Consider the following 14,682-nt stretch of genomic DNA (forward strand, 5'->3'; position numbering starts at 1 on the left):
TGTGGAGTTGCCCAGACAACCAGGATGTTGGCTTAGAAGCAGCCACCATTTAAAGAGTGCGTAATAGCTCACTGGTCGAGTGACTCTGCGCCGAAAATGTACCGGGGCTAAACGTATCACCGAAGCTGTGGGATGACTTGCGTCATCGGTAGGGGAGCGTTCTAAGGGCAGAGAAGCCGGACCGGAAGGACCGGTGGAGCGCTTAGAAGTGAGAATGCCGGTATGAGTAGCGAAAACAGAGGTGAGAATCCTCTGCACCGAAAGCCTAAGGTTTCCTGAGGAAGGCTCGTCCGCTCAGGGTTAGTCGGGACCTAAGCCGAGGCCGAAAGGCGTAGGCGATGGACAACAGGTAGAGATTCCTGTACCACCTCCTCTCCGTTTGAGCGATGGGGGGACGCAGGAGGATAGGGCAAGCGCGCGACTGGTAGTGCGCGTCCAAGCAGTTAGGCGCCTCAAGTAGGCAAATCCGCTTGAGTAGGCTGAGCTGTGACGGCGAGGGAAAACTAGTACCGAAGTTCCTGATTCCACACTGCCAAGAAAAGCCTCTAGCGAGGAGAGAGGTGCCCGTACCGCAAACCGACACAGGTAGGCGAGGAGAGAATCCTAAGGTGCGCGGGAGAACTCTCGTTAAGGAACTCGGCAAAATGACCCCGTAACTTCGGGAGAAGGGGTGCTCTGTTGGGTGAAAAGCCCGAGAGAGCCGCAGTGAAAAGGCCCAAGCGACTGTTTAACAAAAACACAGGTCTCTGCGAAGCCGAAAGGCGAAGTATAGGGGCTGACACCTGCCCGGTGCTGGAAGGTTAAGGGGAGCGCTTAGCGCAAGCGAAGGTGCGAACCGAAGCCCCAGTAAACGGCGGCCGTAACTATAACGGTCCTAAGGTAGCGAAATTCCTTGTCGGGTAAGTTCCGACCCGCACGAAAGGTGTAACGACTTGGGCACTGTCTCAACGAGAGACCCGGTGAAATTATAGTACCTGTGAAGATGCAGGTTACCCGCGACAGGACGGAAAGACCCCGTGGAGCTTTACTGCAGCCTGATATTGAATTTTGGTACGACATGTACAGGATAGGTGGGAGACGGAGAAGCCGGGACGCCAGTCTCGGTGGAGTCGCCCTTGGGATACCACCCTTGTCGTACTGAAGTTCTAACCCGCACCCCTGATCGGGGTGGGAGACAGTGTCAGGTAGGCAGTTTGACTGGGGCGGTCGCCTCCTAAAGCGTAACGGAGGCGCCCAAAGGTTCCCTCAGAATGGTTGGAAATCATTCGTAGAGTGTAAAGGCAGAAGGGAGCTTGACTGCGAGACCTACAAGTCGAGCAGGGACGAAAGTCGGGCTTAGTGATCCGGTGGTTCCGTATGGAAGGGCCATCGCTCAACGGATAAAAGCTACCCCGGGGATAACAGGCTTATCTCCCCCAAGAGTCCACATCGACGGGGAGGTTTGGCACCTCGATGTCGGCTCATCGCATCCTGGGGCTGTAGTCGGTCCCAAGGGTTGGGCTGTTCGCCCATTAAAGCGGTACGCGAGCTGGGTTCAGAACGTCGTGAGACAGTTCGGTCCCTATCCGTCGCGGGCGTAGGAAATTTGAGAGGAGCTGTCCTTAGTACGAGAGGACCGGGATGGACGCACCGCTGGTGTACCAGTTGTCCTGCCAAGGGCACCGCTGGGTAGCTATGTGCGGAAGGGATAAGCGCTGAAAGCATCTAAGCGTGAAGCCCCCCTCAAGATGAGATTTCCCATCGCATAAGCGAGTAAGATCCCTCGAAGATGACGAGGTTGATAGGTCCGAGGTGGAAGCGTGGCGACACGTGCAGCTGACGGATACTAATCGATCGAGGACTTAACCAACGAAAAGCGTAGGCGACTGTTCAGCCACGAAGAGAGCGAAAGGCCTGCGAGGAGGCTGTTGCCGCCGCAGCAGGATGGAAGCGATTCGAGGGGCTAGGAGCCGAAGCTAGACAATTGGAAAAGCGGAGAACGGTTCTTGGCGGAGCCAAGGGAACATCCGACGGAAGCGCAAGCTTTCGACGAAGACGTGTTTGCACGTCGATGGAGAAAGCGGACGCGGAGGAGGATGTTAGTTCGGAGCTAGACATGACGAAAAGCGTAGGCGACTCCTTTTCTTCTGCCCCTGTTATCTAGTTTTGAAGGAACAATCCTTCACCAGCCTAGTGACGATGGCGGAGAGGACACACCCGTTCCCATCCCGAACACGGAAGTTAAGCTCTCCAGCGCCGATGGTAGTTGGGGCTCGCGCCCCTGCAAGAGTAGGACGTTGCTAGGCGGACAACGGTTAGAGAGCGGTGAACCGGTCTCTAACTTTTTTTGTCCAGTTTATTTTGCGTTTTTATTAACGCCATTAAAATCCTCTCCCCCATAAAAAGCACCGGTGGAAAAGGTGAAAAGCGGCTAGTGTACATACGCTAGCCGCTTTTCATTCCATCTTTTTAATTTCAATCCGTCTTTTCCTTTCTTCAGGGATTGCCCGGTGTAGATGAATGATAAGCAGTCCGTGATGATAGGTCGCTTCGATTCGCTCTTCTTTTACCGCAAACGGCAGCGCGATTGTTTTTTCCCATATTCCTTGAAAAATCCCCTCTTCTACTAGCTCAAATCCTTCGAATTGCAAGTTGATTGTCGCTTTAATTTCCAATGTTTTATAATACGTATACAGTTCAACATGTTCTAAACTTTCCAATCCTGGTAGGCAAACAACAATTAGCAATTCATTTTCTTTTTTATATATGTTTAAACCAGAACTGTTTTCAGATTTTTGTTGGTGTTGGAAAAAGGGTTGGAAGCTCCCCCAAAAATCATGTTGAAAAAACTGTTCCCACTGTTTTGTCCAGTCGGGAAATGCTCCAAAAGGGTTTGTTTTCATTTCCCTCTCCCTTCTTTCCCATTCATATTTGTACGAAACTAAGCTATCTTATTATATGTTGAAAATGACAATTGGTGAAATTGATAAAAACCGAACATTATTTTTAGTTTTTTGCTAAATGTTCGATTATTTGTTGACATTTTTATAAAAACATTGATAAGATAGTGATAACTTCATTATACTCCCTCATATAATCTTGGGAATATGGCCCAAAAGTTTCTACCCAATAACCGTAAATTATTGGACTATGAGGGAAAGGATCGGAACGGCTTTTTGCCATTCTATGGCCGAAGTATGCCCAGAACGATGCTTTCCCTTGAAAAGGAACGCTTGTTCTGGGTTTTTATTATGGTAAAAGCATGAGGTGAACGGAATGCAACCACTTGTTGGAGTAATTATGGGAAGCCAATCAGATTGGGATACGATGAAACATGCGTGTGATATCCTAACTGAGCTAGAAATACCGTTTGAAAAAAAAGTTGTTTCTGCTCATCGGACGCCTGATTATATGTTTGCATATGCGGAGGAAGCTGAAGGAAGAGGAATTAAAGTCATTATTGCTGGCGCAGGAGGAGCTGCACATTTGCCGGGGATGGTCGCAGCGAAAACAACGCTTCCTGTTATCGGGGTGCCGGTGCAGTCAAAAACGTTGAATGGACTCGACTCGCTTTTATCGATCGTCCAAATGCCAGGCGGTGTACCGGTGGCAACGGTGGCGATTGGCAAATCGGGAGCTACGAACGCAGGGCTTTTAGCAGCATCCATTCTTGGAACGTACGAACCGAAATATATGGAAGCATTAAAAAAGCGAAGAGAGCGCATTCGCCAAGACGTATTGGAAAGTAGTGATCAGCTTGAGTAAGCGTACCATTCTCCCAGGACAGACAATAGGCATTATTGGCGGTGGACAGCTCGGCCGGATGATGGCGATTGCAGCAAAAGAAATGGGGTTTCGTGTAGCGGTGCTTGACCCAGTGCCTGATTCTCCTTGTGGTCAGGTGGCGGATGTCGAAATTATAGGGGAATATAGCGATTTGGAAGCAATTAAAATATTGGCAGATGTCAGCGATGTGATTACGTATGAGTTTGAAAACATTGATGCAGCTGCGCTTGATTGGTTAGTTCAGCACGCCTACGTCCCGCAAGGTAGCCAATTGCTAACGATTACGCAAGACCGTGCGATGGAAAAAAAAGCGATTACGAATGCCGGGCTTCCTGTTGCACCTTATTTAGAAATTCACTCGGTCGATGAGTTATGGACGGGCGTAGAGCAGCTTGGCTTTCCGTGTGTGTTAAAAACGTGTCGTGGTGGGTATGACGGAAAAGGACAAGTAGTTATTCGCTGCCAAGAAGATATAGAGAAAGCAGCCGTGTTATTGCAAGCAGGCGCTTGCGTTTTAGAAAGTTGGCTTTCGTTTGAAAAAGAAATTTCTGTGATTGTCGTAAGAAACGGATTAGGTGAAACGAGCGTTTTCCCGGTAGGAGAAAACATCCATGTCGATAATATTTTACATCAAACGATTGTTCCGGCTCGCACGTCGGTAGCGGCGAAAGAAAAAGCAGTTTCCTACGCTAAAACGTTGGCGCAGCACTTTGAACTCGTCGGCACGTTGGCGGTCGAAATGTTTTTAACAAAAGAAGGAGATATTTATATTAACGAACTTGCCCCTAGACCGCACAACTCCGGTCATTATACAATTAATGCTTGTGCAACGTCTCAATTTCAGCAACACGTTCGCGCCATCTGCAATTGGCCGTTAGGAAGCACGAAATTGTTGACACCGGCAGTAATGGTCAATATTTTAGGCGAGCATGTGCAGTCGGTCATTGACAACATTCCGAAATTCCAAAACGTGCATCTTCATTTATACGGCAAAAAAGAAGCGAAGAAAAAACGGAAAATGGGGCATGTCACGGTGCTGGCAGAAACGGTAGAGGATGCGTTGCAGATGATTGATGGCTTGCACATTTGGAATAAAGAAGGAGGATTACAATGATTGAACGGTACACTAGACCGGAAATGGGAGCGATTTGGACCGAGGAAAACCGCTTTAAGGCGTGGCTGGAAGTGGAAATTTTAGCGTGTGAAGCGTGGGCGGAGCTTGGAATTATTCCAAAAGAAGACGTAGAGAAAATCCGAAAACATGCTTCCTTCGACATTCAGCGCATTAAAGAAATTGAAGAAGAAACGCGCCATGACGTTGTCGCTTTTACCCGAGCGGTTTCAGAAACGCTTGGGGAAGAGCGAAAATGGGTGCATTATGGACTAACGTCGACTGATGTCGTCGATACGGCGTTGTCGTATTTATTAAAGCAGGCCAATGAGATTTTATTGCGCGACTTAGAAAATTTTATTCAAGTGTTAAAAGAAAAAGCGCAAGAGCATAAATACACGGTGATGATGGGGCGTACACACGGCGTTCACGCAGAACCGACGACGTTTGGCTTAAAGCTAGCGCTTTGGTATGCGGAAATGCAGCGAAACTTAGAACGTTTCAAGCAAGCGGCAGAAACGGTGCGTGTCGGAAAAATTTCTGGAGCTGTCGGAACGTATGCAAATATTGAGCCGTTTGTCGAAAAATATGTGTGTGAGAAACTAGGATTAGAGCCGGCACCGATTTCAACGCAAACGTTGCAGCGTGACCGCCACGCTCACTACATGGCGACATTGGCGCTAATCGCGACATCGATTGAAAAGTTTGCTGTTGAAATTCGCGGACTGCAAAAAAGCGAAACCCGCGAAGTGGAAGAGTTTTTCGCCAAGGGACAAAAAGGATCATCCGCAATGCCGCATAAACGCAATCCAATCGGTTCGGAAAATATGACAGGCATGGCGCGTGTCATTCGCGGGTATATGCTCACAGCGTATGAAAACGTCCCGCTATGGCATGAACGGGATATTTCCCACTCGTCTGCGGAGCGCATCATTTTGCCAGATGCAACCATTGCGCTTAACTATATGTTAAACCGCTTTGCAACCATTGTGAAAAACTTGACCGTATTCCCAGAAAACATGAAGCAAAATATGGAGCGCACATTCGGTCTCATTTACTCGCAACGTGTGTTATTAGCGCTCATTGACACGGGAATGACGCGCGAAGAAGCGTATGATTTAGTGCAGCCGAAAGCGATGGAGGCGTGGGAAACGCAAGTTCCGTTCCGTACGCTAATCGAAGCCGACGAAGCGATCACAAGCCGTTTAACGAAAGAACAAATCGATGACTGCTTTGATTACCACTATCACTTGAAACATGTCGATACGATTTTTGAGCGGTTAGGGTTATAACATAGGTAAGGAACTCCTTACCTATGCAACAACCAAAAAATTCCTAATATTCTGTCTAGGGGGCCTTTTGTCATGGTCAAAAAACTAGAGCTGCTTTACGAAGGAAAAGCGAAAAAAGTGTATAAAACGGATGACGAGAACGTCCTTTGGGTTGCTTATAAAGATAGCGCGACAGCATTTAATGGTGAAAAAAAAGCGACGATTGCTGGGAAAGGGCGTTTAAACAACGAAATTACGAGCTTGTTATTCTCGAAGCTACATGAAGCTGGCGTCGAAAATCATTTTATTCAAAAACTTTCTGATACGGAGCAATTAGTCAAAAAAGTAACGATTATTCCTCTTGAAGTTGTTGTCCGCAATTACGTCGCTGGAAGTTTAGCGAAGCGGCTTGGCATCGCTGAAGGGACGAGCCTAGAAAAACCGCTTATTGAGTTTTATTACAAAAACGATGAACTTGGCGACCCTCTATTGTTGGAAGACCACATTGCCATTTTAAAGCTTGCCACTTCAGAACAACTTGCATTGTTGAAGGCGTATGCTTTAAAGGTCAATGAGATCCTCACCCAACATTTTCAACATTGTCGTGTCCGCCTCGTTGATTTTAAGCTGGAGTTTGGCTTGGATGGGGAAGGAAAGATTGTATTAGCTGATGAAATTTCGCCGGATACGTGCCGGTTATGGGACATAGAAACAAATGAAAAGTTTGATAAAGATGTCTTTCGTCGTGATTTAGGAAGCTTAACGGATGCCTATGAAATTATTTTGCAGAGATTAGGGGGATAAATGATGTACAAAGTAAAAGTATATGTCACATTGCGTGAAAACGTATTAGATCCACAAGGGACGGCAGTGAAAGGGGCGCTGCATAGCTTATCTTATTGTGAAGTACAAGATGTCCGTATCGGCAAATTTATGGAGCTAGTGATTGAAAAAAGCGAACGAGATATTGAGGAACTTGTTCGGGAAATGTGTGAAAAACTATTAGCGAATACCGTCATTGAAGATTATCGTTACGACATCGAGGAGGTCGTCGTCCAGTGAAATTTGCGGTCATTGTTTTTCCAGGGTCGAACTGCGATGTCGATATGTATCATGCGATTAAAGATGAATTAGGGGAAGAAGTCGAATACGTATGGCATACAGCCGATTCGCTTGATGCATTTGATGCGATTTTATTGCCGGGTGGTTTTTCGTATGGTGACTATCTTCGTTCCGGAGCGATTGCTCGATTTTCGAATGTGATGAAAGCAATCCAAAAAGCAGCGGGGGAAGGGAAGCCGATTCTTGGTGTGTGCAACGGGTTTCAAATTTTATTGGAGGCAGGCTTGTTGCCGGGGGCGATGCGCCGCAATAATAGCCTTAAATTCATTTGTCGACCAGTGACACTAAGCGTGGAAAATAATGAAACAATGTTTACGTCGCTATATGAACAAGGAGAAGTGCTTACGATTCCAATTGCTCATGGCGAAGGCAATTATTATTGCGATGAAGAAACACTACAAAAATTAGTGGACAATCGGCAAATCATTTTCCGCTACCACGACGAAAACCCGAATGGGAGTTTAGAAAATATTGCAGGAATTATGAATGAAAATGGAAACGTGCTTGGAATGATGCCGCATCCGGAGCGTGCAGTTGATGCGCTGCTTGGAAGTGCGGACGGACTGAAGTTGTTCCAATCGATCGTGAAATATTGGAGGGTGAAACATGTCGTTACTTCTTGAGCCAAGTCCAAAAACAATTAAAGAAGAAAAGCTCTATCGTGAAATGGGATTGACGGACGAAGAATTTGCGATGATAGAACGCATTCTCGGTCGTTTGCCAAACTATACGGAAACAGGTATTTTCTCTGTCATGTGGTCGGAACATTGTAGCTATAAAAATTCCAAGCCAGTGTTAAAAAAATTTCCGACCGACGGAGAGCATGTGTTGCAAGGTCCGGGAGAAGGAGCAGGCATTGTCGACATTGGGGACGGGTTAGCGGTAGCGTTTAAAGTGGAAAGCCATAACCACCCATCAGCGATTGAACCGTACCAAGGCGCAGCGACAGGGGTCGGTGGCATTATTCGCGACGTTTTTTCGATGGGGGCTCGTCCAATTGCGTTATTGAATTCGCTTCGTTTTGGCGAGCTGACATCGCCAAGGGTGAAATATTTGTTTGAACACGTCGTAGCAGGAATTGCTGGATACGGAAACTGTGTCGGCATTCCAACGGTTGGAGGGGAAGTACAATTTGATGAAGCGTACGAAGGCAATCCACTCGTTAACGCGATGTGTGTTGGGTTAATTCGCCATGAAGATATTCAACGTGGCGTAGCGTCCGGCGTCGGCAATACGGTAATGTATGTGGGAGCAAAAACTGGCCGTGACGGCATTCACGGAGCGACATTTGCGTCGGAAGAATTGACGGAAGCATCCGAGGCGAAACGTCCAGCAGTGCAAGTCGGAGACCCATTTATGGAAAAGCTATTGCTTGAAGCGTGTTTAGAAGTTGTTCACTCCGATGCGTTAGTCGGCATTCAAGATATGGGAGCGGCAGGTCTCACTAGTTCCTCAGCTGAAATGGCAAGTAAAGCGGGCGTGGGGATTGAAATGAATTTAGACCTTGTTCCACAGCGTGAACGAGGCATGACACCGTATGAAATGATGCTTTCGGAATCACAAGAACGCATGCTGCTTGTTGTGAAAAAAGGGCGAGAACAAGAAATTAGCGAGCTATTTGCCAAGTATGGACTAGAGGCAAAAGCGATCGGTCAAGTAACAGACGATAAAATGCTTCGCCTTTATTTTCAAGGGGAAGTCGTCGCAGAAATCCCGGTTGACGCCTTAGCAAAAGATGCACCTGTATATCATAAACCGTCCATTGAACCAGCGTATTATCGAGAATTCCAGAAAATGGACTATATTCCGCACATCGAAAACTATGAAGAAACGTTGCTTGCGTTACTTGCTCAACCAACGATTGCAAGCAAAGAGTGGGTGTATGACCAATACGACTATATGGTACGGACGAATACGGTCGTTGCGCCTGGTTCCGACGCAGCAGTCGTCCGCATTCGCGGAACAAAAAAAGCGTTAGCCATGACAACGGATTGCAACTCTCGCTACGTATATTTAGACCCAGAAACAGGTGGGAAAATTACTGTTGCTGAAGCGGCGCGAAACGTCGTTTGTTCGGGGGCAAAGCCGCTTGCGATTACCGATTGCTTAAACTTCGGCTCTCCAGAAAAACCAGAAATTTTTTGGCAGCTAGAAAAAGCAGTTGATGGCATGAGCGCAGCATGCCGCGCGCTTTCTACCCCTGTTATTAGTGGAAACGTATCCCTTTATAATGAAACGAACGGAGAAGCGATTTATCCAACACCGATTGTCGGTATGGTCGGGCTTATTGAAGATGTCGCTCATATTACGACACAGTCGTTTAAACAAGCAGGGGATATCATTTATGTCATCGGCGAAGCAAAACAGGAGTTTGGTGGAAGTGAATTGCAAAAATGGTTAGAAGGATACATTTTTGGGAAAGCACCAAGCATTAACTTAGAAGTAGAAGCGGCTCGGCAAGAAGCACTTCTTAAAGCGATTCGGAAGGGGCTCATTGCGTCAGCGCACGATGTCGCGGAAGGTGGGCTAGCTGTAGCATTAGCGGAATGTGTAATGAACGCTGAAGGATTAGGAGTAAAAGTCACAATTAGCGGTGATATTGCCGCGGAATTGTTTAGCGAAACGCAATCTCGTTTTGTCGTTTCGGTCAAAAAGGAAAACAAAGTAGCGTTTGAACAGCTTGTAGAAGCAAAAGCGATTGGTGAAGTGACAGCAGACGGAACGCTTTCTATCGAAAGCGAAGCAGGTGACGCGTTCATTTCTCTTTCGGTAGAACAACTGAGAAGTGTATGGAAAGGAGCTATTCCATGCTTGCTGAAATCAAAGGCTTAAATGAAGAGTGTGGAATTTTTGGAATTTTTAGTCATAAAGAGGCAGCGCAATTGACGTATTATGGGTTGCATAGTTTGCAGCATCGAGGCCAAGAAGGAGCAGGCATTGTTGTCGCCAATGGTGAAACGCTAAAAGGCCATAAAGGGCTTGGTTTAGTAACCGAAGTATTTAGCGACGGAGCGCTGCAACAATTAAGCGGAACAGCGGCCATCGGTCATGTTCGCTATGCAACGGCAGGAGGCGGGGGCTACGAAAATGTGCAGCCCCTCTTGTTCCGCTCACAAAGCGGCAGCATCGCGTTGGCGCATAACGGCAATTTAGTAAATGCTGCTGATTTAAAACTTCGCCTTGAGCAGCAAGGAAGTATTTTTCAAACAACATCAGATACGGAAGTGTTTGCCCATTTAATTCGGCGCAGCATGGCGCCGACGTTAAAAGAACAAATTAAAGTGGCGTTGACGTATTTAGAAGGAGCGTTTGCGTTTCTTCTTTTGACGGAAACAGAACTTTATATCGCTTTAGATCCACAAGGATTTCGCCCCCTTTCGATTGGCCGTCTTGGCGATGCGTATGTTGTTGCATCGGAAACGTGTGCATTCGATGTTGTCGGCGCTACGTATGAGCGAGAAGTGGAGCCAGGGGAATTGATTATTATCAGTAAAGAAGGCATTTATTCCGAACGCTATGCGGAAAAACGATTTCGATCGATTTGCAGCATGGAATACATTTATTTTGCGCGGCCGGATAGCAATGTCGATGGCATTAACATTCATACAGCTCGCAAAAATTTAGGCAAGCGTCTGGCGTTTGAGGCGCCAGTAGAAGCTGATGTGGTGACCGGTGTACCAGATTCTAGCATTTCTGTCGCGATCGGCTATGCAGAAGTAACGGGCATTCCATATGAGCTTGGTTTAATTAAAAATCGCTATGTTGGGCGAACGTTTATCCAGCCGTCGCAATCGCTACGGGAACAAGGGGTAAAAATGAAGCTATCACCAGTGCGTGGGGTAGTGGCAGGTAAGCGGGTCGTCATGGTTGATGATTCCATTGTTCGCGGCACGACAAGCAAACGAATCGTGAACATGCTTCGCGAAGCAGGGGCGAAAGAAGTGCATGTACGCATTAGCTCCCCACCGATCACCCACCCATGTTTTTACGGCATCGACACCCCGACAAAAGAAGAGCTGATTGCAGCTACCCATTCTGTCGAAGAAATTCGGCAAATGATTGGGGCAGATTCGCTTGCCTTTTTAAGTGAAGAAGGGCTATTAGAGGCGATTGGCCGCCCGAAAGATTCCAAGTGGCACGGGCAATGTATGGCTTGTTTTACGGGGACATATCCGACAAAGACGTACCATGAATGAGAATGCATCCATGATTGCTTGGAAAGTACTGCTCACGGGTCGACGATTTTAACAGAAAAAGGGGGAAGTGAAGTGGGGGACGCATATAAACGAGCAGGAGTAGACATCGAAGCCGGATATAAAGCCGTATCGTTAATGAAAAAGCACGTCCAAAAAACCGCTCGTCCGGAAGTAATCGGAGGGCTTGGCGGATTTGGCGGTATGTTTGATCTATCGAAGTTTCGTTATGATGAGCCGGTGCTTGTATCAGGAACAGATGGGGTTGGCACAAAGTTAATGCTCGCATTTTTGCTAGATAAACATGACACAATCGGCATTGACTGTGTAGCTATGTGCGTAAACGATATTGTTGTGCAAGGGGCAGAGCCACTGTTTTTCCTCGATTATATCGCGTGCGGAAAAGCCGTTCCGGAAAAAATTGCGCAGATTGTGAAAGGTATTTCGGATGGGTGTGTACAAGCGGGATGTGCGTTAATTGGCGGAGAAACAGCGGAAATGCCGGGCATGTATCAGGCGGACGAATATGATGTGGCGGGATTCGCGGTCGGTATTGCCGAAAAAGCGGAATTAATTACAGGGGAAACAATTCAAGCAGGCGATGCGTTAATCGGGCTTGCCTCGAACGGCATTCATAGCAATGGGTATTCGCTTGTACGGAAAATTTTGTTGGAAGAAGCACGACTTGATTTGCAGGAAACATATGGGTTGTCGCTTTCGTTAGGGGAGGAATTGTTGAAGCCGACACGCATTTATGTCAAACCGGTGCTCTCCGTACGGAAAGAGTTTCCGATTAAAGGAATGGCGCATATTACTGGTGGAGGGTTTGTCGAGAATATTCCGCGCATGCTGCCGAAAGGAGTATGTGCCGAAATTGACTACGGCTCTTGGCCGATTCCGCCGATTTTTGATTTATTACAAGAGAAAGGAAAACTTGTCCGCCAAGAAATGTTTAATATTTTTAATATGGGTATCGGCTTAGTGATGGCAGTCGACAGTGAAATGATCCAGCCGCTTCTCGAACAGTTGGAGCAGCTTGGGGAAAAAGCATATTTAATCGGCCGCATCAAGACAGGCGAAGGCGTTGTGTTTGCCGGAGGGAAGATGGAATGAAGCTTGCGATATTTGCCTCTGGGAGCGGAACGAATTTTCAAGCGATTGTCGATGCCGTCAAACGTGGGGAACTAGCGATGGAAGTAGCGTTATTAGTATGTGACCGCCCTGAAGCAAAAGTGGTGGAGCGGGCGAAAAAAGAAGGGATTCCGACGTTTGTTTTTCGTCCGAAAGAATATGCGACGAAAGCCGATTTTGAACGCGATATTTTAGCGCAGCTCACAGCGCGCGGCATTGATTTTATTGCGTTGGCAGGCTATATGCGTTTAATCGGTCCGACGCTTCTTTCTGCTTACGAAGGACGAATCGTGAATATTCACCCGTCGTTGTTGCCAGCGTTTCCTGGAAAAGATGCCATTGGACAAGCGTACCGATATGGTGTCAAAATAACAGGTGTTACGGTGCACTACGTCGATGAAGGAATGGATACCGGACCGATTATAGCGCAACAAGCGGTTCTCATTGAAGAAGGGGAGTCGTTAGAAGAAGTCGAACAAAAAATCCACGCTACCGAACATGAACTATATCCAGCTGTATTAAAAACATTGCTTGAAAGGGTCGAAACGTATGATTAAACGGGCATTGCTGAGCGTTTCCAATAAAGAAGGAATCGTTTCATTAGCGAAGCAACTAGTAGAGTTAGGAGTCGAAATTATTTCGACCGGCGGAACGAAAAAAGCATTGGAACAAGAAGGAATTCCAGTCATTAGCATTTCCGATGTAACCGGATTTCCAGAAATTTTAGACGGACGTGTCAAAACATTGCATCCGATGATTCATGGTGGCTTATTGGCGATTCGTAGCAATCCATGCCACATAGAACAACTAAAAGAACATGAGATCACACCGATTGATTTAGTCGTCGTGAATTTATATCCGTTTCAGCAAACGATTGCGAAGCCTGATGTCACGTTTATGGAAGCCATTGAAAACATTGATATTGGTGGACCGACGATGCTTCGGGCAGCAGCAAAAAATCATGAACATGTAACAGTCATTGTTGATCCGTCTGATTATGAAACGGTGCTACAAGAATTAAAAGAAACGGGTACGGTATCGAGGGAGATGAAGTTAAAGCTAGCGGCGAAAGTATTTCGCCACACAGCTGCCTATGACGCAATGATTGCGGAATACTTAACAAACCAAGCAGGGGAATCCTACCCGGAAACGTTGACTGTCACGTTTACGAAAAAGCAAGACTTAAGATATGGGGAAAATCCACACCAACGCGCTGCGTTTTACGAAAAGCCGTTAGGCTCGAGGTTCTCGATTGCGGCGGCGAAACAATTGCACGGAAAAGAATTGTCGTACAATAACATTAACGATGCGAACGCTGCATTGCAAATCGTGAAGGAATTTACGAGCGCGGCAGCGGTGGCGGTTAAACATATGAATCCGTGCGGAGTCGGGGTAGGAGAAACGATTTTTGAGGCGTTTACAAGGGCGTACGAAGCTGACCCGACCTCGATTTTTGGCGGGATCGTTGCCTTAAATCGCGAAGTAGACCGCGACACGGCGCTAAAGATGCATGACATTTTCTTAGAAATTATTATTGCTCCGTCGTTTAGTGAAGAAGCGTTAGCGATTTTAATGAAGAAGAAAAACATTCGCTTGTTGACGGTTGATTTTGCCGCAGAGCAAAAGAGCGAACCAATGCTTGTATCGGTCAAAGGCGGCTTGCTTGTTCAAGACGAAGATCGGTATACGCTTGATGATGCAGAATTGAAAGTAGTAACAAAACGCGAGCCGACAGAACAAGAATGGGAAGATTTGCAGCTGGCTTGGAAAGTCGTTAAACATGTCAAATCGAACGCGATTGTATTGGCGAAAGACGGCATGACAATCGGCGTCGGGGCAGGTCAAATGAATCGCGTCGGCGCGGCAAAAATTGCGATTGAGCAAGCTGGGGAAAAAGCGCAAGGTGCCGCTTTAGCGTCCGATGCCTTTTTCCCGATGAGCGATACGGTCGAAGCAGCAGCAAAAGCGGGAATTACAGCCATTATTCAACCGGGTGGGTCGATTCGCGACGAAGAATCGATTCAAAAGGCGAATGAGTACGGGATAGCGATGGTCTTTACTGGGGTACGTCATTTTAAACACTAAGGGG

The 14,682-nt window shown here is 47.0% G+C and carries 12 protein-coding genes, 2 rRNA genes and 1 riboswitch (1 of these 15 only partly in view); of the genes, 13 read left to right on the forward strand and 1 reads right to left on the reverse strand.

What is annotated here, in order from left to right; all coding sequences use genetic code 11:
- Together GFC30_RS03380 and rrf are read left to right on the forward strand one after the other, a co-directional pair.
- Positions 1–1,849 (forward strand): 23S ribosomal RNA (locus GFC30_RS03380) (it extends 1,076 nt beyond the left edge of the window).
- Between the two features lie 319 nt (positions 1,850–2,168).
- Positions 2,169–2,285 (forward strand): 5S ribosomal RNA (rrf, locus tag GFC30_RS03385).
- Positions 2,286–2,435: 150 nt separating this feature from the next.
- Here rrf and GFC30_RS03390 read toward each other — a convergent pair.
- Positions 2,436–2,882 carry an Hsp20/alpha crystallin family protein gene (locus GFC30_RS03390; RefSeq protein ID WP_066322912.1) on the reverse strand — a complete coding sequence of 149 codons (447 nt, stop codon included), beginning with the start codon at positions 2,880–2,882 and terminating at the stop codon, positions 2,436–2,438.
- Between the two features lie 166 nt (positions 2,883–3,048).
- Positions 3,049–3,150, forward strand: a riboswitch (purine riboswitch).
- Positions 3,151–3,255: 105 nt separating this feature from the next.
- Between GFC30_RS03390 and purE the strand changes: the two genes are divergently transcribed.
- The 11 genes from purE (at position 3,256) to purH (ending at position 14,678) form a co-directional block, all read left to right on the forward strand.
- On the forward strand, positions 3,256–3,744 hold the full coding sequence (purE, locus tag GFC30_RS03395; RefSeq protein ID WP_066322913.1) for a 5-(carboxyamino)imidazole ribonucleotide mutase: 489 nt from the start codon (positions 3,256–3,258) through the stop codon (positions 3,742–3,744).
- On the forward strand, positions 3,737–4,879 hold the full coding sequence (gene purK, locus GFC30_RS03400; protein WP_066322914.1) for a 5-(carboxyamino)imidazole ribonucleotide synthase: 1,143 nt from the start codon (positions 3,737–3,739) through the stop codon (positions 4,877–4,879). The genes purE and purK overlap by 8 nt, the downstream gene beginning before the upstream one ends.
- Entirely contained in the window at positions 4,876–6,168 is a 1,293-nt protein-coding gene (gene purB / locus GFC30_RS03405) for an adenylosuccinate lyase (RefSeq protein WP_066322915.1), read from the forward strand. Before purK ends, purB begins: the two co-directional genes overlap by 4 nt.
- A 72-nt stretch (positions 6,169–6,240) precedes the next feature.
- Positions 6,241–6,951, forward strand: a complete 711-nt coding sequence (gene purC / locus GFC30_RS03410) for a phosphoribosylaminoimidazolesuccinocarboxamide synthase (RefSeq protein ID WP_066322916.1) — start codon at positions 6,241–6,243, stop codon at positions 6,949–6,951.
- A gap of 3 nt (positions 6,952–6,954) precedes the next feature.
- Complete coding sequence (gene purS, locus GFC30_RS03415; protein ID WP_066327084.1) at positions 6,955–7,209, forward strand: phosphoribosylformylglycinamidine synthase subunit PurS; 255 nt, start codon at positions 6,955–6,957, stop codon at positions 7,207–7,209.
- Positions 7,206–7,892 carry a phosphoribosylformylglycinamidine synthase subunit PurQ gene (gene purQ / locus GFC30_RS03420; protein ID WP_066322917.1) on the forward strand — a complete coding sequence of 229 codons (687 nt, stop codon included), beginning with the start codon at positions 7,206–7,208 and terminating at the stop codon, positions 7,890–7,892. Before purS ends, purQ begins: the two co-directional genes overlap by 4 nt.
- Complete coding sequence (purL, locus tag GFC30_RS03425) at positions 7,876–10,101, forward strand: phosphoribosylformylglycinamidine synthase subunit PurL (RefSeq protein ID WP_066322918.1); 2,226 nt, start codon at positions 7,876–7,878, stop codon at positions 10,099–10,101. The genes purQ and purL overlap by 17 nt, the downstream gene beginning before the upstream one ends.
- A complete protein-coding gene (purF, locus tag GFC30_RS03430; protein ID WP_066322919.1) occupies positions 10,077–11,465 on the forward strand; it encodes an amidophosphoribosyltransferase in 1,389 nt (462 codons plus the stop codon). Before purL ends, purF begins: the two co-directional genes overlap by 25 nt.
- A 72-nt stretch (positions 11,466–11,537) precedes the next feature.
- A complete protein-coding gene (gene purM / locus GFC30_RS03435; RefSeq protein ID WP_066322920.1) occupies positions 11,538–12,575 on the forward strand; it encodes a phosphoribosylformylglycinamidine cyclo-ligase in 1,038 nt (345 codons plus the stop codon).
- Positions 12,572–13,150 (forward strand): phosphoribosylglycinamide formyltransferase, encoded by a 579-nt coding sequence (purN, locus tag GFC30_RS03440; protein ID WP_066322921.1) that lies wholly within the window; start codon positions 12,572–12,574, stop codon positions 13,148–13,150. The genes purM and purN overlap by 4 nt, the downstream gene beginning before the upstream one ends.
- The gene (purH, locus tag GFC30_RS03445; RefSeq protein ID WP_066322922.1) at positions 13,143–14,678 is read left to right on the forward strand and encodes a bifunctional phosphoribosylaminoimidazolecarboxamide formyltransferase/IMP cyclohydrolase; all 1,536 of its coding nucleotides are present in this window, start codon (positions 13,143–13,145) and stop codon (positions 14,676–14,678) included. Before purN ends, purH begins: the two co-directional genes overlap by 8 nt.
- Positions 14,679–14,682 lie beyond the last annotated feature (4 nt).

The sequence above is a fragment of the Anoxybacillus amylolyticus genome (genome assembly GCF_001634285.1).
In the GTDB taxonomy this organism is placed as follows: domain Bacteria; phylum Bacillota; class Bacilli; order Bacillales; family Anoxybacillaceae; genus Anoxybacteroides; species Anoxybacteroides amylolyticum.